Raw genomic sequence first — 16,978 nt, forward strand, 5'->3', positions numbered from 1 at the left:
CCTTTCTCTGGGAAGAGTTGAATAGAACGCCTTTTAATTCCTAAAATGATTGCATCATGAATTAATTCAATAGTCTAGTTTTACTGCAATAAAGCCCAGCAAATTTTCACTCAATATCGTAGGGACAAAAAATATAAAAAAGCGGAGATCATGCAGATATCCTCGGAGATATATAGACAATTTTAGGAAGATCAGGCAAAATCAGCCAAAATTGCTCGATACTAACTAAAACATGAAAAAAATTCTGGTTTTACATGGACCAAATTTAAACCTCTTGGGAACTCGAGAACCATCAATTTATGGCGCCACTACGCTCGATCATATCAACACCCGTTTAATCAAAGAAGCAACACAAGCCGGACTTGCATTAAGCTGTTATCAAAGCAATTCCGAGGCGGATTTAATCCAGGCAATTCACCAGGCCAGTATCGACAAAGTAGATTATATAATTTTTAATCCTGCAGGTTTTACTCATACCAGTGTGGCTTTAAGGGATGCTTTATGTGCTGTGGCCGTCCCATTTATTGAAGTACATATTAGTAATATTTATTCCCGTGAGCCTTTTCGTCACCATTCTTATTTTTCTGATATAGCAAAAGGAACGATTAGTGGCTTGGGCGTGCAAGGGTATTCATTAGCATTAACATCAATTATTGAAAGAGAAGCAAACAATGGACATTCGTAAAATCAGAAAATTAATCGAATTGCTGGAAGAAACTGGCATTTCTGAAATTGAAATTAAAGAAGGTGAAGAGTCACTTAGATTGAGCCGTCACAGTAGTGTGCCTGCAGCAGAACCGCATCAAGTTCACTATATTTCTGCTCCTGCACCTCGTCAGGAGTCATATCCTAATGTAAATAATCCACCTGCTCATGCAATGGCTGCTTCGCACCAGGAAAGCAAGCCTGCTGCACCGACTGCTTCGGGCCATAAAATTCGTTCTCCTATGGTAGGTACAATGTACACTTCTCCATCACCAGAAAGTTCTCCTTTTGTGACTCTTGGTCAAACAGTCAAAGCCGGGGATGTTTTATGTATTGTTGAAGCAATGAAAATGTTTAATGAAATCGAAGCGGATCGTGCCGGTAAAGTCGTAGAAATACTTGTCGCTAATGGAGAGCCTGTTGAATACGATCAGGTCTTGTTTGTTATAGAATAGAGGGTACATCCATGCTCAGTAAAATTGTTATTGCCAACAGAGGTGAAATTGCTCTTCGTATTTTACGTGCGTGTAAAGAACTTGGCATTCAGACTGTAGCCGTACATTCAGATGTAGATAAAGATTTATTACATGTGCGCCTTGCTGATGAAACGGTATGTATAGGCCCTGCTCCAGCACAAAAAAGTTACCTTAATATCCCAGCGATTATTTCTGCTGCCGAAATTACTGATGCCGTAGCGATTCACCCTGGTTATGGATTTCTTTCTGAAAATGCTGATTTTGCGGAAGTAGTAGAACAAAGCGGGTTTCGTTTTATCGGCCCCCGGGCAGATACCATTCGTCTTATGGGTGACAAGGTATCTGCCATCAACGCAATGAAGGCTGCGGGAGTTCCTTGTGTTCCAGGATCAGATGGCCCTTTGTCAGATGATGATCGGGTCAACTTAGAAATTGCCCGAAAAATTGGTTATCCTGTTATTATAAAAGCAGCAGGTGGCGGCGGTGGACGTGGTATGCGTGTTGTTCATGGTGAAGCCAATTTACTCAATGCCATCGCACTTACCAGTAGTGAAGCAAAAGCTGCATTTAATAATCCTATTGTTTACATGGAGAAATTCCTAGAAAATCCGCGTCATATTGAATTCCAGGTACTTGGAGATGGCAAAGGTAAGGCAATTCATTTAGGTGAACGTGACTGCTCCATGCAAAGACGTCATCAAAAAGTAGTAGAAGAAGCACCTGCCCCGGGAATTAGTCCTGAATTGAGAAAACAAATTGGTGCCTCTGTGGTCAAAGCGTGCCAAGAATTGCAATATCGTGGCGCAGGAACTTTTGAATTCTTATATCAGGATGGGTGTTTTTATTTTATTGAAATGAATACACGAATCCAGGTAGAGCATCCTGTAACTGAAATGATCACTGGAATCGATTTAATTAAAGAACAAATCAAAATTGCCAGTGATATTCCGATGACGCTTAGCCAAGAAGATATAAAGCTACGTGGTCATGCAATTGAATGCCGGATCAATGCAGAAGATGCCAGAACCTTCATGCCGTCACCAGGAATGATAAAGTTATTGCATCAACCCGGAGGACCAGGCATTCGCTTTGACTCTCATATTTACAGCAGTTATACGGTTCCCCCCAATTACGACTCCATGATAGGCAAATTGATTAGTTATGGGGAAACACGTGATGAGGCCATCGCAAGAATGCGAAATGCGCTTGATGAAATCATCATAGATGGTATAAAAACCAATATTGAATTACATCAACGTATTTTCCATGATCAATCTTTTATGGCAGGTGGTACTAATATCCATTACCTGGAAAAAATGTTGAAGGGCTAATGCTGTGTGGTTTCAATTAAAAGTAGAACATTGTCCAACCTCAGAAATAGAATTACTTAGCGAGGAGTTGGAAGAATTCGGTGCGCTGTCAGTGATGCTTACCGATAAAAATGACAATCCTGTTCTTGAACCTGAGCCAGGAACAACACCATTATGGCCTGAAGTTGTCATTCAGGCTTTATTTTCAGAAGTTTTTCAGGCGCAATATACACGAGATCACTTGTTACAAACGTACCCCGAATTAACCTGTTCCCTGGAAGTTCTGGAAGATAAAGATTGGGAAAGAGCCTGGATGGACGATTTTAAACCGCAGCGTTTTGGCCAACGCCTATGGATCTGTCCCACTTGGTCAACTCCTCCTGAACGCGATGCAGTCAATCTCATGCTCGATCCGGGTTTAGCTTTTGGGACCGGGACCCATCCCACGACTGCTTTATGCTTGACTTGGCTGGAACAGGCTAATTTAAAGAATAAATCGGTTATTGATTACGGTTGTGGCTCAGGAATACTTTCTTTGGCTGCATTAAAATTAGGCGCATGGGAAGTACATGCAGTAGATATTGATCCACAAGCGCTGCAAGCGACTAAAAATAACGCGTTGGCCAATGGACTTGATGAACGCAAATTGTCAATTGATATGCCCGAAGTAGTACATAAACCCGTCGATTTGATTATCGCAAACATTTTGTTGGCACCATTAATGAGTCTGAAAAAACGCTTTCAGCAATTGCTAAATCCTAAAGGAATACTCATTGTCTCGGGCATCCTCGAAGAACAAGCTCCCGAACTTATTGCAACGTATAGTTCAATGTTCACTGCAGTTCATCAGGAAAACCTTAATGGATGGGCATTATTGGCTTTTAAACACAAAACAGATTAAATTGTCATAACTTAGTGCAAGTAAAAACAATCCTGAAATTAGATTTCCTGGAGGTTTGCTTCACTGCACTCAGCCATACTAGTTAAGGAAGTTATAATGGTCCAAGAACATACATTCTCTAATTTTAAGCCTCAAAGAGCCCTGCTTAGTGTTTCCGATAAAAAAGGCATAGTAGCGCTGGGAAAAGTGCTCCATGAAATGGGCGTTGAACTGATTGCCACAGGAAATACTGCTGCATTACTTAAAGAAAATAAATTACCTGTCATCGATGTGAGTGAATGCACAGGATTTCCCGAAATGATGGATGGTAGAGTTAAAACACTGCACCCAGCCATTCATGCAGGTCTACTGGCACGTAAAAAAAAGGATGAAAAAACGCTAAAAGAGCACTCCATTAAGCCCATCGATTTGCTGATAATTAATTTATATCCATTTGAACAAACCATCAGTAGGCCTGACTGTAATTTCAACGAGGCTATAGAAAATATCGACATTGGCGGTCCAGCAATGATTCGCTCAGCGGCAAAAAATCATGCAAATACGTTTGTGGTGGTAAAACCAGACGATTACCCGGAACTTATTCATTATCTGAAAACACAAAAAATTCCTTCTGACTGGGGATTTACCTTAGCCAAAAAAGCCTTTGCACACACCGCCGCTTATGATGCGGCCATCACGAATTATCTGACTACATTAGATAAACAGTATACTCCCTGTGGCTTTCCAGAGGTTCTCACCTGTCAATTTAATAAACTAACTGACTTACGTTATGGAGAGAATCCACATCAACAAGCAGCTTTTTATGTAGATAAAAACAGTTCATCCGGCTCTCTTGGTGCTGCGCAATTGCTTCAGGGCAAGCAATTGTCTTATAACAATATTCTAGATGCTGATGCTGCTTTGGATTGTGTTAAATCATTTTCCTGTGACAAACCCACTTGTGTTATTGTCAAACATGCTAATCCTTGTGGAATCGCCATAAGTGATTCTCCTCTAAATGCTTATCTAAAAGCATTCCAATGTGATCCGACATCTGCCTACGGTGGGATCATTGCGTTTAACCAAAAATTAGATGGCAATACAGCAAAAACTATTCTTGAAAAACAATTTGTAGAAGTTATTGTAGCGCCCGAAGTTAGTAATGAAGCCAAAGAAATCCTTGCCAGCAAAGAAAATATTCGTGTCCTGGTGACTGGAGCGTGGAAGTCAGATGATGCATTTCGCTTGAATATGAAAAAAGTCGATGGAGGGTTATTGGTACAAGAACACGACTCACTTTCGCTAGGAAGTTATGAATTAAAAACTGTAACTCAAAAAAAACCATCCGAAGAGCAAATGAATGATTTACTGTTTGCCTGGCTTGCCGTAAAACATGTGAAATCCAATGCAATTGTTTATGCTAAAGATGCGGCAACGATTGGTTTGGGAGGCGGCCAAACCAGTCGGGTTATGAGCGCTCGCATTGGTCTGTGGCAAGCAGAACTCATGGGATTTAATACTCATGGAGCAGTCATGGCTTCAGATGCATTTATTCCTTTTCCGGATACTGTGGAAATTGCTGCAAAAGCAGGTATTTCTGCGATTATTCAACCAGGCGGTTCAATCAGAGACACACAAATTATCGCGTGTGCTGAAGAACACGGAATAATTATGGTATTTACTGGAATTCGCCACTTTAAACATTAGGAAAAATTCAGGTAAAAAATATTGTAGCCCGGGTACAGCAAAACGTGACCCGGGTTTGAGGGACCATCAAATTTCCCGGGTTACGCTTCGCTGCACCCAGGCTACGGATATTATGGAGAAATAGGATTATGAATACTCTTGTAATTACTGGTATTAGCCGCGGGATCGGATTAGAAACAGCAAAAATCTTTCTAAAAAATGACTGGCTCGTTATTGGAACCTCAACAACTGGACGCACTGTTTTAAACCACCCGAATCTAAAAATCCATCCACTTAATTTAACAGATTCAGAACAAATTAATCAATTTGCTAGACAATTACCAAAAATTGACGCGCTAATTAACAATGCCGCTGTACTCCTGGAAGATTGGCAAGAAGAGAAAATTAGCATGAGCCAACTAAGAGAGACATTCAATGTTAATGTATTTGGAACAATTGAATTAACCGAACAATGCATTTCCAAGTTAAATCCCAATGCCCAAATCATTAATATCTCGTCAGGATGGGGGGCTTTCAGTTCCAACGACTCTGCCTCGGTCCCGCACTACAAAATGTCAAAATCCTGCTTAAACATGTATACCCTGCTTCTGGCAAAAAGATTACCTAAAATTATTGTCTCCAGTTTTGACCCAGGTTGGGTCAAAACAGATATGGGTACCAACAATGCGCCAAAACTGCCTTCTAAGACAGCACACGAACTCTACGAGCTTATCAATAAGCAAAAGGAAAGCGGTTATTTTTGGCATGAGGGAACAATTAGAAATTGGTAAATTTACTTAAATAAGGCTATTTTCAAAAAAAACACATAAATATTTCTTAATAATAATTCTGCAATAATTACACCCACACCCTTTCAGTAAGGGTTATTCTAAATAAAACTTGCTAAACACCAATAAAAAAACCAAAATATACACCTGTTAATTTGTCTAATAGGAGTTAGGATGACCCATGACAAAGAACTTGCCGAGCTGTTGCAAGCAATAGCAGAAAAAACTCTGCAAATTATCTCTGATGTAAAGGAAACTCCTTTACAAGTTCCCGTGATAATCAACCAGTACATTGAGTTGACGGAGCACTTTCAAAATGTAATGAGTATTCTTTTACAGAATCCGGAAAAAATCTGGGAAATGCAACTTGCATACTGGCAAGATGCGTTTAATTTAGCACAAGTCCAATTGCAGCATTGGTTAAATGGGACATCTATGCCCATAAATGACCCACGTTTTCATGAAGAAGACTGGCTAAATAATCCGTTTTTTAATATGTTAACCCAGCACTACCTCTTAGCTAGTCAGCATATGAATACTTTATTTGAAAATCTGGAATATCCTGACCCAAATACGGCAAAACGCTTGCAATTTTTTACCAAACAATATTTAGATGCATTATCTCCTGCTAATTTTCTGCATACTAATCCCCAAATCATGGATGAAACATTGAAAAGCCACGGCAAAAATTTATTACAAGGGCTTCATAACTTACTTTCCGATCTGGAAGTAGGCTCTCCACGTCTCATGATTAAAATGACAGATACAGAAGCATTTAAGCTCGGTAAAAATATCGCCATTACCCCCGGAAAAGTAGTCTTTAGAAACAGCATGATGGAGCTTATCCAATACACACCACAAACTGCAAAAGTAAAGTCGATCCCCCTTCTTATTATTCCACCCTGGATAAATAAGTATTATATTCTTGACCTAAGCCCGCATAACTCACTCATTCTCTGGTTAGTGAAACAAGGAATTACTGTATTTGTCATTTCCTGGATTAATCCAGATTCAAATTTCTCTCATAAAAGCTTGTATGATTATTTGAATGAAGGACCATTAACTGCGATTAGTACAATTCAAAAACAACTCCATGCAAAACAAGTGAATACTATGGGGTTTTGTATCGGTGGAACACTTCTATCCATGTTGCTTGCTTATAATAAAGCACATCAAGACAATTCTATCCGTAGTGCGACCTTTTTAGCTTCAATGATTGATTTCAGTGATCCTGGCGATATTGCTGTCTTTATCGATGAACAACAAATTGCAAAGCTGGAAGATGAAATGAAGTCTAAAGGTTATCTTGCTGGAAAATTTATGGCTTCAAGTTTTAACTCATTACGGGCAAATGACTTAATTTGGTCTTTCTTTATTAAAAATTATCTACGTGGCAAAAACCCGGTTCCTTTCGATATATTGTACTGGAATTCAGACTCTACCAATATGCCAGCAACAATGCATTCTCAATATTTAAGATGGATGTATTTGCATAATGATCTGGCAAAACCAGGCAAGATCCATCTTAATCATACTCCAATTGATGTCAGTACCATTGACATACCAACTTTTTTTCTCTCAACAGAAAAAGATCATATAGCGCCATGGAAAACCACCTACTTGGGCTTCCAGCTTATGAATGGACCTAAACGCTTTGTGCTTGGCGGATCAGGACATATCGCAGGGATTATCAACGCCCCTGAGGCTAAAAAATACGGCTATAAAGTCAATCATCATTTTCCCCCTCATGCAGAACAATGGCTAGAACAGGCAACAGAATATCCCGGCTCATGGTGGCCAGAATGGTTAAAATGGTTAAAAACTCATTCAGGGAAACTGATACCTGCCCCTGACTTGAATCAACTCCCATTAAAACCTCTAATGGATGCACCAGGTAGTTATGTATTGAAAAAATAACGTAACTTGGCGAACAGGGCAAAATGTAACCTGGGAGCCCGGGGATAAGAAACCCTCGGCTACGTTTCAACTAATTCTTTCTCAATGGTAACGTAATCAATTTTTCCTGAAGGTAAAACAGGAATTTTGCTTCCTGGAAAAATTTTATGAGGAATGAGTAATTCCGAATAAGCCATTTCTTGTATTTTCTTTACAAAACTGACTTTATCTGCATTGGCAGCCTCACTATATAGTATAATCTGCTCTCCTTTATTGGGACTTTTCCTACTCACTGCAGCATGCAATAATTCAGGCCAAATTGAAGCAGCAACCCCTTCCACAGCAGTAAGGGAAACCATTTCTCCAGCAATCTTAGCGAAACGTTTTGCTCGACCAGCTATAGTAATGAATCCTTCTTCATTCATAGTGATTATATCCCCAGTATCGTGCCATCCATCTTCTGGAGCTATGATCGTTCCAGGTCTTTCAGACGAGAGATACCCGTTCATAATATTAGGGCCGCGCAATATAAACCGTCCTCCTTCAGCTATGCCATCTACCGGCTGAATTCGACCTTCCATAAAAGGTAATAACATGCCCACGCTGCCAGGCAAAGAAGCTAAAGGACAATTCATGGAAATCACCGGGGAAGCTTCTGTAGCACCATATCCCTCATAAATTTTTACCCCGAAAGTATCTATCCAATGTCGAATCGTCTCCGGTTTAACTTTTTCAGCACCGGCAAAAATGTAACGCACGCTGCTGAAATCATGTCGCTCTGCAACTCGAGCATACCCCGTTAAAAAAGTATCAGTCCCGAGCATAATGGTTGCACCGGTTTGATAAATCAAGCCGGGGATTATTTTATAATGCAAGGGAGATGGATAAAAAAAGCAATTAATTCCATGTATTAGAGGAAGAATTGAACCCGTAGTCAAACCAAAACTATGAAATATGGGTAAAGCATTGAAGAATTTATCATGAGACGAAAAATCCACTCGCGAAGTTAATTGGCAACAATTCGCGACTAAATTAGAATGGGATAAGACAACCCCTTTGGGAACTCCTTCAGAACCTGACGTAAATAGTATAACGCCTGTCATTTCAGGAGAAACCGGCTTTCCAATTAATTGATACGCTCGAAACGGAAACATCCCCTTAAGTAACCCAGAAAGTTTATGACCTAAATTAATAGAAGGCTTAAAATCTTCTAAAAAATAAACGTTTAACCCTGCTTTCTGTAATTCTTCAACTAAACCCTCCAATTTTGCTGTAGTGATAAATTGCCTTGCTGTATAGATAGTTTTTACTTCTGCAACCCTACACGTGCCCAACAAATTATGAAGTCCCAAACTAAAATTCAGCATAGCTGGAATACGCCGATATGCATGCAAAGCAAAAAAAGTGACCATACCCGCAATTGTAGTAGGTAACATAATCCCTACATGTTCTCCTACTTGTGTTTGTGTTTTAATTTGTCTGCCCAAAATAAAACAACGCGCAAGAAATTGCTTCGGCGTTAATGGAGTTCGGTTTGCGTCTTCAATTTTCGCCTTATTTTTTGTTCCTAACGCCATTCCTTGAATAAGTGCTTCAAACATTGGCATTGGTTGAAAACTATTTGCAAAAGTTAGTTCACTAATCAAACGAAACAAACGGGTACTCATCGCATTTCGATTCAGAGGCTTATTTCCGTCCTGTATGAAGGATCGTATGGGCAATACATGTAAAATAATTTTAGGGAATAAACGAATAAGATGTTTATCCTTACTTATAGAAAAAATACTGTGTTGAGCCCCATCAATTCGAATCGGAATTACGGAAGCGCCCGCTTTTTGTAACACCAGTCCAGGAGCATCAAAAACTTTCAAGCTTTCTTCCTGTAATCCAATTCCCTGAGGAAAAATAACGCAACGCTTTCCTTCCTTTATTGCTTTTACTAAAGCTCTTGCCGCAAAAGCATTCGTAGAATCGATAACAATGACGTCGGCAAAAAGCATCATTATCTTCATCCAAAGTTTACCTGATGAGTGTGGAGGAAACGCTACAGTCAATTGCTCAGGTAAAAAAGCAGCGAGTAAAAGCAAATCAATTTTTGAGGTCCTATTAGCAATAATCACCGAGTTAAACTCAGGTTGATAATTTCCATGCAATTCTACTTTAAACCAGCGGGCTAACATTGCTCTAATCCATTTCCGAGCACGCTGCTTTTGCCTTTCCTTTCGCATAACTTGTTCCATGTTTTTGTTTCTCTTATAAAAATTCGCTTTGAGTTATACCCAATCAATCATTTTTTTTCAAGATTGCAACGGATAACCAGGTGTAATAGACTTCTTAATCAATTGATTGTTAAGGGACAGTAGCGATTACCAGGGTCTATTTACAATTCGCTATTTTGAGTCAAAACACTGCGAAATATGTGAGTATTGGAGCGCATAAAATCGCAGTATTTTGGCCAAGGGAGCAGAATTGTAAACAGAGCCTGATAAAGATTTATCCTACACAAAATAAATCCTATGAAATACCGAATCATTCATCCAGTTAAGTCACTCTTCATTGTTTTAGCATTGGTATCTCTAATTACTACTGCCTTCTTTTTTCAAAAATCCTCAAGTGAAATTATTAACTGGATTGATCATCTTGGTTGGCTTGCCCCCATTTTCTTTTTAATTATATATTGTCTGGCAACCATTATGTTCTTGCCAACTATGGTAATCACTTTAGCAGGAGGAGCACTTTTTGGCCCCTTCTTTGGCATCCTGCTCAATTTATTAGGTGCAACAAGCGGTGCTGCTTTCTCTTTTTTAATTACAAGGCATTTGATTTATAACTGGTTTTCTCAAAGAAAAGGAGAAAAGCTAGGCAAATTAATCTCCGCTGTGGAACAAAAAGGATGGGTGATTGTCGCCCTTTTGCGATTAGTTCCAATTATCCCTTTTAATATAGTTAATTATGGTTTAGGGATGACAGCAATAAAATTTCGATCTTATCTGATCACTACGTTCATTTTTCTTATTCCAGCTGAAATTGTTTATACCTATTTTGGTTATGCTGGAATGGAGTTCATATTAAAGCAAGGAGCATTTTATAAAAATACTGAAATCTTAATAGTATCCCTAGCACTCTTATTGTTATGCGTTATTAAGTTTCTGCATCTTAATAATTTTCGTTTCAAATATTCAGAGAAGAAGACAATTGATTCAGCAACGGATGATCGACTGTAAAAACGATGTCATCTAAAGAAAATACGGAACGAATACCTTGTAATGAATTCGTTATAAAAAGACCATCCGCATCCTTAAGCATTGCTTTTGTAATAGAAACCTCCGTACAACTTACACCTTGTTGTTTGGAAAGCTGAAGTACTCTTGAGCGAGTAATACCGGGAAGTACACCATCAGTTAAAGGAGGAGTCAGCAATCTTTTATCCTGTATCAAAAATAAATTAGCACAGGTAGTTTCAGTTGCATGATGCTGCAGGTTAAAAAACAAAGCATCATCAGCGCCTAGAGCAATGGCTTGGCGACGGGCTAATATCGCTTCCAAATAATTGACCGACTTAACTTGATATATAGGATTATTACCATCTCTTAGCCATAGCACACTAAGCAATTTCAGTGGATGTGATTCCACCGAATAATTAAAAGTCTGGAAGATAAGCTGGCTTACTTGTGCTCGAGCGGCTAATCCTCTAGGTGCAGAACCACCGCTTAATATCGCTTTGATCCCGCCATGATATAAATTATCTTGCTTAATTTTACTAAGCAGATGTTCTAACCAATGCTCAAAAGAAAGATCAAAGGGGATACCTAATTTTAGTGCGGAGTCCCCTAACCTCTGCCAATGCAAATAAGCACAGCATGGCGTGGCTGCCTCCACTCTAAGCGTCTCAAACAAGCCCTCGCCTAAAAAGACGCGATCATCTATTGGAAACGCAAAATTGCTTTCCCCTTCTGAGAGTATTCGTGTCCGGCTCATAAACTCTAGTTAAACCTTAATTGTCAATTGAATCTACTACGAGTGTTAATAGATTCCGTTCCAAACCGGGCATTAAAGACCAATTCGGTTAGTAGTCTCCAAAATCGTCCAGTTCATCACGTAAACGTTTTTCATCTAACATATTTTCCAATTTCCTGCGTGCATCCAAGCCACGTGGAACTGTTTCCATAACCTCCGCTTCAACATCCAATTCGCTATCAACATCGACGAAGTCTTCTCCGACTTCTACAACAGCATCTTCATCATCTTCAAACAAATCACTCATACCATTCTCTCAATGAGTTATACTGTACCTATACTCTGGATCATTAAAAACCAGGACGGCTTATATACCTTATTTTTACATTCTTGACTAGTTTTTTTAAAAAAAATTAGCAATTACCCTAGGATTTCAGGGTGACAAATTTTTTAAAGCATTGCAATACCTTGAATTTTTACCATAAAAAATCGATAATTTAATAAGAACAATACACTGATACCTGTATGACAGATCAAGTCAAGAAGGCTTTAAGAGATACGATGAAAGAAATACGATCCAAGATATCGGTTTCATATCGTGCTACCGCTTCAAATCAAGTTTGTACTCGCATCCGTTATCTGGAGCAATATCGCCATGCCAAGCAAATAGCATTTTATTTTTCGGTCAATGGTGAAATTGATTTAGATGAGCTCTGGAGGAATGCACTCTTACAAGGGAAACTCTGTTACTTCCCAGTTCTCAATGACGATTTAACCCTTTCTTTTTTGCCTGCAACACCAGATACCCCTTTTCAAAAAAATCGCTACGGAATTGCCGAACCGGAAGTTCACCCCGATTTAGCCATTCCTGTGCAAGAGTTAGATTTGGTTTTAGTTCCATTAGTTGCTTTTGATGTACGATGTAATCGCCTTGGCATGGGAGCTGGCTATTACGACCGTACTTTTAAAGGTAAAGAGAATTGTCCATTATTTGGCGTAGCTTACCAATTCCAGCGTGTAGATGATTATCTTGAGCCAGAACCTTGGGATATTCAGCTCAACGCTGTCATTACCCAACGCGCCATTTATTGGTATGGCGGATAATTCACAAAGCGTTCACACCCTATTGACCGAAAACTGTATTTGTCACATCTTCCAAGATATCCCCTGAATAGATAATTCAAGTTTTTAAACTATCCCTGGAAAAAACAATCTCAACTGCTTTTCTACGTTAAGGCATCAGCATTTATTTCGCCAGTACGCACACGAATCACTTGTTGCAACTCATAAACAAAAATTTTGCCATCACCAATTTTACCGGTATAAGCCGACTTGCAAATCGCTTCAATTGCAGCTTCAACCATATCATCCGGCAAAGCGAGTTCAATTTTAATTTTAGGAAGAAAATCCACTACATACTCAGCACCACGATACAACTCAGTATGACCTTTTTGTCTGCCAAAACCCCGCGTCTCAGAAATGGTTATTCCTGGTACTCCTATTTCCATTAATGCCTCATGAACATCATCTAATTTAAAAGGTTTAATAATTGCCATAATCATTTTCATAAAATATTCCGCTGTGATTATACTTTTGTTAGACTCTTTGCAAGCAATAGCTCAAGCCGCCCATGTTTATGTTTACTCAAACGGTTAGATTTTAGCGCGGATCGCGCCAAATAAAGCCGTTCCCGGGTAAGGGCTGGGCACTTACCTTTGCAAAACCAAAAGGAGTGATTATGTTCGACCCCAAACAATTTGACGATTTAGCAAAAAAACTTTTTGCCGCTCTCCCCCCCAGTCTACAAAACATTGAAAAAGACATCCAACAAAAATTCAAAGATGTACTCCAAGCTGCTTTTGCTCATATGGATCTGATTACCCGCGAAGAATTTGATGTGCAAACTAAAGTTCTAGCTCGAACTCGAGAGAAGGTAGATCATCTTCAAAAACAACTCGATGTTTTAATAGCCCAGCTTAACAAAGAACAAAAGTAATTACAGTGTAAACTTAGGGTCTATTTTACAATTCCCCCGGACTTGATCCGGGGCAAAATGCTTCGATTTTAGAGCACCGATACGGAGCATACACGAAGTATGTGAGTATCGAAGCGCAGAAAATCGAAGCATTTTGGCCAAGAAAGTAGAGTTGTAAATAGACCCTAAGCGACGATAGAGCTCTTGCAGGTTATGCAAGAACTCTAATAGGAAAATTTTGTCGCTCATTTTGTCCAACATTAAAGGAATAAGCAATGAATCTTTCGTTTACTAAAACGCGGAGTACGATTGGGATATTGGCACAGCCCGTGTCAGTAGAAGTACATTTATCAAATGGTTTGCCGAGCTTTACAATAGTAGGTCTTGCGGAAACCGCAGTGAAAGAAAGTAAGGATCGAGTTCGCTCTGCTATTATTAATAGCCAATTTGAATTTCCCTGCCGTAAAATTACGGTAAATTTGGGGCCTGCTGATTTACCTAAAACTGGAAGCGGTTTTGATTTACCAATCGCTCTTGGCATTCTAGCCGCTTCCAACCAAATTCCCCAAAACCAATTAGCCTACCATGAATTTATAGCAGAACTTGCTTTAAGCGGTGAACTTCGAGGCATTTCCGCAATTATCCCCTCAGTATTAGCAGCTCATAAAGACCAAAGTTTACTCATAATCGCCACTGCGAACGCTCATGAAGCATCTTTAACCGGTTATCAAAACATCTATAGCGCGAACAATTTACGTGAAGTATGCAGCTATCTTTGCCAAGGGACTCCCTTATATTCCTTACCGCCCAAGCCAGAATCTTGTTCGGAACCATACCCAATAGACTGGTCTGATATCAAAGGACAGTTTCACGCAAAAAAAGCAATGGAAATTGCCGCTTGTGGTGGACACAGTATTTTGTTAAGTGGTGCTCCTGGAAGCGGTAAAACCATGTTAGCAAAACGGTTTAATACACTCTTACCACAATTATCTGAAAAAGAAGCTCTAGAATGTGTAGCCATCAATTCCATACGCGGTAAATTACCTGATTTTAGTGAATGGCGCTCCCCTCCTTTCCGCTCTCCTCATCATACTGCCTCACCTGTATCTTTAGTGGGTGGGGGTAATCCTCCTAAACCAGGAGAAATCTCTCTGGCACATCATGGAGTTTTGTTTCTTGATGAATTACCTGAATTTAGCCGGCACGTTCTAGAAACGTTAAGACAACCACTTGAAGCAGGAACAATATGCATTTCAAGAGCCGCTGCACAAACAGAGTTCCCAGCTAAATTCCAGCTCATCGCAGCAATGAATCCCTGTCCATGTGGGCAATGGGGTAATCCTCAGGCGAACTGTTTATGCAGTCCTGATCGAATTAAGCGTTATCATGCCAAGATTTCAGCCCCTCTATTAGATCGTATCGACATGCATATTTCTGTACAAGCATTAACTCAGGAAGAATTAATTGCCCCTAACATTAATCCCAAGAAACAAAGTGATCTTATCCGAGAAAAGGTAATCAAAGTACGAAGCGTTCAATTGGAACGACAAAAGTGTCTTAATGCCTCTTTAAGTGCCAATAGTTGTGAAAAAATTTGTGCATTAGGCATCCAAGAACAAAATTTTTTACGCCAGTCTACGCTGCAACTCAAACTGTCTGCTCGAGGATATCATCGCTTATTGAAAGTTGCGCGAACTATTGCAGATATGAGTGAAAGCAGTCAGGTTTTTCAAACTCATTTACAACAAGCATTGTCCTTTAGACATATTTTGAGCGCTCCTGGGACCCTATAATTCCCATAACCTGTTTGCACTTATTCGATCATTCAGAGCTGAATTTTTTTGCACTTGAATTTAGGGTAACCCTAAATTCAAATGCTAATTTGATAAACGTATAAGGTAATATATTATAGGGACAAACACGCCGAGCATTAAAATAATGATGATTACGGATATCGAATAATGTTTCGCTCCATCCCACAGAATTTCATTATTTCCATAGATTTTTTTTCTTTTGCCTAAAAGATAAATTAAACAAATTAAACCATAAAAAAAACTCGAGAAGAAACTGATTCTCGCTAACAAATTAGGCATATTTTGACTGTTCAAGTAATCAATAGGAGCGTTGATGAGAAAAAGACAGGAAAGCCAAACAAACATTGTTTTCGCAGAACTTTTCTGCTCCTCCAAAGCGACAAACCAAGTAAGTGTCATAGGAAAAATCAATAAAGAAAAATAATACATCCAGCCAAAAGGACTCATAAATAACATCATTGCCAAAGTGAGGCAAAAGGGTTGATGATTGATGGGTTTGTTTTCGGTTGGCCCCAACTTTCCCCAATACCAAAGAAGCAAAATAATAAAGAGGACACCATAAGATAAATTAATGGCTATTAAATAAGACATATCAGGGAGTTTCTCCCCACCAAAAAAAAGACGAAAAATGAAACCATAAATTGAGGCATTCCAATCATCGCCATACCAAAATACATGATTCATCATTTTGAAATAGTATTTATAAATCATTGGACCATGAAACAGGACAGGAAGAAATGTGGCAATTAAGAGAGTGACTATCATAGTCACAAGAACTCTCTTCCTGCCTTGTTTTAAAGCATAGAAAAGTAACAATGCAGGGAATATTTTAATCGCAATAATAATGCCCCATAATATACCCGCCAAATAGTCGCGATGATTCAAATAAAAATAATAACCCACCATGATGAAAAACAATAAAATGCAGCCAAATTGCTGCGTTACAAAATTCATTAATGTCGGAAAAAATGCGAAATAAAAAAGGTATAAATTTATATAGTTTTTCTGAAAAAATTGAGTAGAAAAAGCGTAGCGAAAGGTAATGGTTACACCAATTACTCCCAAAACAAAGGACAAACAAAACCAAACAATTAAAGCATTGGAGAAACTTAATCGTGCCAAAAAATCAAAGCTCCAGAGAACAAAGGGTGGATTTAAATTAACAGGTAGTATCTTTATAGAAGACGAGTAGGGAGTAAAAAAATTTCTATAAGGATTTTCGTCATGCAATAATGCCTGCGTCGAGTAATAGAAAGAAGAAAAATCAATCCGTTGATAATTTTTAAAAATGAAAAAGGAAAGCAAGCAATAGAAACTCAGAAGCACAAGAATGCATATTTGCTTGTAGCGATGGCTGCTCATGGAGATATCCTTGGGGCTTTTCTATTTTAAATTGCTCTTCCTTTGTGGATTAGAATAGCTCTGTTTACAGTTCTATATGAGCCAAACTGGCCTGATTTTCTGCGCCCCAATACATATACTTCATATATG

16 protein-coding genes are annotated in these 16,978 nt (G+C 39.0%); 11 read left to right on the forward strand and 5 right to left on the reverse strand.

All coding sequences use genetic code 11. The features are described from left to right. The first annotated feature begins 232 nt into the window (after positions 1 to 232). The 7 genes from aroQ (at position 233) to LXO92_RS16055 (ending at position 7,762) form a co-directional block, all read left to right on the forward strand. Positions 233 to 685, forward strand: a complete 453-nt coding sequence (gene aroQ, locus LXO92_RS16025) for a type II 3-dehydroquinate dehydratase (protein WP_182350538.1) — start codon at positions 233 to 235, stop codon at positions 683 to 685. Further along, positions 672 to 1,160 (forward strand): acetyl-CoA carboxylase biotin carboxyl carrier protein, encoded by a 489-nt coding sequence (gene accB / locus LXO92_RS16030; RefSeq protein ID WP_182350539.1) that lies wholly within the window; start codon positions 672 to 674, stop codon positions 1,158 to 1,160. The genes aroQ and accB overlap by 14 nt, the downstream gene beginning before the upstream one ends. Positions 1,161 to 1,171: 11 nt before the next feature. Continuing rightward, the gene (gene accC / locus LXO92_RS16035; protein ID WP_182350540.1) at positions 1,172 to 2,512 is read left to right on the forward strand and encodes an acetyl-CoA carboxylase biotin carboxylase subunit; all 1,341 of its coding nucleotides are present in this window, start codon (positions 1,172 to 1,174) and stop codon (positions 2,510 to 2,512) included. Between the two features lie 4 nt (positions 2,513 to 2,516). After that, on the forward strand, positions 2,517 to 3,392 hold the full coding sequence (gene prmA / locus LXO92_RS16040; protein ID WP_232891314.1) for a 50S ribosomal protein L11 methyltransferase: 876 nt from the start codon (positions 2,517 to 2,519) through the stop codon (positions 3,390 to 3,392). A gap of 96 nt (positions 3,393 to 3,488) precedes the next feature. Beyond that, positions 3,489 to 5,078, forward strand: coding sequence for a bifunctional phosphoribosylaminoimidazolecarboxamide formyltransferase/IMP cyclohydrolase (gene purH, locus LXO92_RS16045; protein WP_182350542.1), 1,590 nt, complete (start codon positions 3,489 to 3,491; stop codon positions 5,076 to 5,078). A 128-nt stretch (positions 5,079 to 5,206) separates the two neighbouring features. Further along, positions 5,207 to 5,848: an SDR family NAD(P)-dependent oxidoreductase gene (locus LXO92_RS16050; RefSeq protein WP_182350543.1), complete on the forward strand. Its 642-nt coding sequence runs from the start codon at positions 5,207 to 5,209 to the stop codon at positions 5,846 to 5,848. A 171-nt stretch (positions 5,849 to 6,019) separates the two neighbouring features. Further along, positions 6,020 to 7,762 carry a PHA/PHB synthase family protein gene (locus LXO92_RS16055; protein WP_182350544.1) on the forward strand — a complete coding sequence of 581 codons (1,743 nt, stop codon included), beginning with the start codon at positions 6,020 to 6,022 and terminating at the stop codon, positions 7,760 to 7,762. 59 nt (positions 7,763 to 7,821) lie between these two features. On the opposite strand, the gene LXO92_RS16060 is transcribed toward LXO92_RS16055, so the two are convergent. Further along, positions 7,822 to 9,981, reverse strand: coding sequence for an AMP-binding protein (locus tag LXO92_RS16060; protein ID WP_182350545.1), 2,160 nt, complete (start codon positions 9,979 to 9,981; stop codon positions 7,822 to 7,824). Positions 9,982 to 10,257: 276 nt separating this feature from the next. On the opposite strand from LXO92_RS16060, the gene LXO92_RS16065 reads away from it, so the two are divergent. Then, the gene (locus LXO92_RS16065) at positions 10,258 to 10,965 is read left to right on the forward strand and encodes a TVP38/TMEM64 family protein (protein ID WP_182350546.1); all 708 of its coding nucleotides are present in this window, start codon (positions 10,258 to 10,260) and stop codon (positions 10,963 to 10,965) included. Here the strand turns inward: LXO92_RS16065 and LXO92_RS16070 are convergent. Together LXO92_RS16070 and LXO92_RS16075 are read right to left on the reverse strand one after the other, a co-directional pair. Continuing rightward, positions 10,913 to 11,719, reverse strand: coding sequence for an aminotransferase class IV (locus tag LXO92_RS16070; RefSeq protein WP_182350547.1), 807 nt, complete (start codon positions 11,717 to 11,719; stop codon positions 10,913 to 10,915). The two genes, LXO92_RS16065 and LXO92_RS16070, sit on opposite strands and share 53 nt — an antisense overlap. Before the next feature lie 88 nt (positions 11,720 to 11,807). Continuing rightward, the gene (locus LXO92_RS16075; RefSeq protein ID WP_182350548.1) at positions 11,808 to 12,005 is read right to left on the reverse strand and encodes a PA3496 family putative envelope integrity protein; all 198 of its coding nucleotides are present in this window, start codon (positions 12,003 to 12,005) and stop codon (positions 11,808 to 11,810) included. Positions 12,006 to 12,223: 218 nt separating this feature from the next. Between LXO92_RS16075 and LXO92_RS16080 the strand changes: the two genes are divergently transcribed. Beyond that, complete coding sequence (locus LXO92_RS16080) at positions 12,224 to 12,802, forward strand: 5-formyltetrahydrofolate cyclo-ligase (protein ID WP_182350549.1); 579 nt, start codon at positions 12,224 to 12,226, stop codon at positions 12,800 to 12,802. A gap of 122 nt (positions 12,803 to 12,924) precedes the next feature. On the opposite strand, the gene LXO92_RS16085 is transcribed toward LXO92_RS16080, so the two are convergent. After that, positions 12,925 to 13,266, reverse strand: coding sequence for a P-II family nitrogen regulator (locus LXO92_RS16085; protein ID WP_019233538.1), 342 nt, complete (start codon positions 13,264 to 13,266; stop codon positions 12,925 to 12,927). A 170-nt stretch (positions 13,267 to 13,436) separates the two neighbouring features. Here LXO92_RS16085 and ubiK point away from each other — a divergent pair, with 170 nt between their 5' ends. Next, positions 13,437 to 13,694: a ubiquinone biosynthesis accessory factor UbiK gene (gene ubiK / locus LXO92_RS16090; RefSeq protein WP_019233537.1), complete on the forward strand. Its 258-nt coding sequence runs from the start codon at positions 13,437 to 13,439 to the stop codon at positions 13,692 to 13,694. Between the two features lie 254 nt (positions 13,695 to 13,948). Further along, positions 13,949 to 15,466: a YifB family Mg chelatase-like AAA ATPase gene (locus LXO92_RS16095; protein ID WP_182350550.1), complete on the forward strand. Its 1,518-nt coding sequence runs from the start codon at positions 13,949 to 13,951 to the stop codon at positions 15,464 to 15,466. 84 nt (positions 15,467 to 15,550) lie between these two features. On the opposite strand, the gene LXO92_RS16100 is transcribed toward LXO92_RS16095, so the two are convergent. Further along, positions 15,551 to 16,849, reverse strand: a complete 1,299-nt coding sequence (locus LXO92_RS16100) for a glycosyltransferase family 87 protein (protein ID WP_182350551.1) — start codon at positions 16,847 to 16,849, stop codon at positions 15,551 to 15,553. Positions 16,850 to 16,978 lie beyond the last annotated feature (129 nt).

This window comes from Legionella resiliens (assembly GCF_021344005.1).
GTDB lineage: Bacteria > Pseudomonadota > Gammaproteobacteria > Legionellales > Legionellaceae > Legionella > Legionella resiliens.

Bases quoted from the DNA above. Each gene is read 5' to 3' on its own strand.
- aroQ (WP_182350538.1), top strand. From the start codon at position 233: ATGAAAAAAATTCTGGTTTTACATGGACCAAATTTAAACCTCTTGGGA.
- accB (WP_182350539.1), top strand. From the start codon at position 672: ATGGACATTCGTAAAATCAGAAAATTAATCGAATTGCTGGAAGAAACT.
- accC (WP_182350540.1), top strand. From the start codon at position 1,172: ATGCTCAGTAAAATTGTTATTGCCAACAGAGGTGAAATTGCTCTTCGT.
- purH (WP_182350542.1), top strand. From the start codon at position 3,489: ATGGTCCAAGAACATACATTCTCTAATTTTAAGCCTCAAAGAGCCCTG.
- LXO92_RS16050 (WP_182350543.1), top strand. From the start codon at position 5,207: ATGAATACTCTTGTAATTACTGGTATTAGCCGCGGGATCGGATTAGAA.
- LXO92_RS16055 (WP_182350544.1), top strand. From the start codon at position 6,020: ATGACCCATGACAAAGAACTTGCCGAGCTGTTGCAAGCAATAGCAGAA.
- LXO92_RS16060 (WP_182350545.1), bottom strand. From the start codon at position 9,981: ATGGAACAAGTTATGCGAAAGGAAAGGCAAAAGCAGCGTGCTCGGAAA.
- LXO92_RS16065 (WP_182350546.1), top strand. From the start codon at position 10,258: ATGAAATACCGAATCATTCATCCAGTTAAGTCACTCTTCATTGTTTTA.
- LXO92_RS16070 (WP_182350547.1), bottom strand. From the start codon at position 11,719: ATGAGCCGGACACGAATACTCTCAGAAGGGGAAAGCAATTTTGCGTTT.
- LXO92_RS16075 (WP_182350548.1), bottom strand. From the start codon at position 12,005: ATGAGTGATTTGTTTGAAGATGATGAAGATGCTGTTGTAGAAGTCGGA.
- LXO92_RS16080 (WP_182350549.1), top strand. From the start codon at position 12,224: ATGACAGATCAAGTCAAGAAGGCTTTAAGAGATACGATGAAAGAAATA.
- LXO92_RS16085 (WP_019233538.1), bottom strand. From the start codon at position 13,266: ATGAAAATGATTATGGCAATTATTAAACCTTTTAAATTAGATGATGTT.
- ubiK (WP_019233537.1), top strand. From the start codon at position 13,437: ATGTTCGACCCCAAACAATTTGACGATTTAGCAAAAAAACTTTTTGCC.
- LXO92_RS16095 (WP_182350550.1), top strand. From the start codon at position 13,949: ATGAATCTTTCGTTTACTAAAACGCGGAGTACGATTGGGATATTGGCA.
- LXO92_RS16100 (WP_182350551.1), bottom strand. From the start codon at position 16,849: ATGAGCAGCCATCGCTACAAGCAAATATGCATTCTTGTGCTTCTGAGT.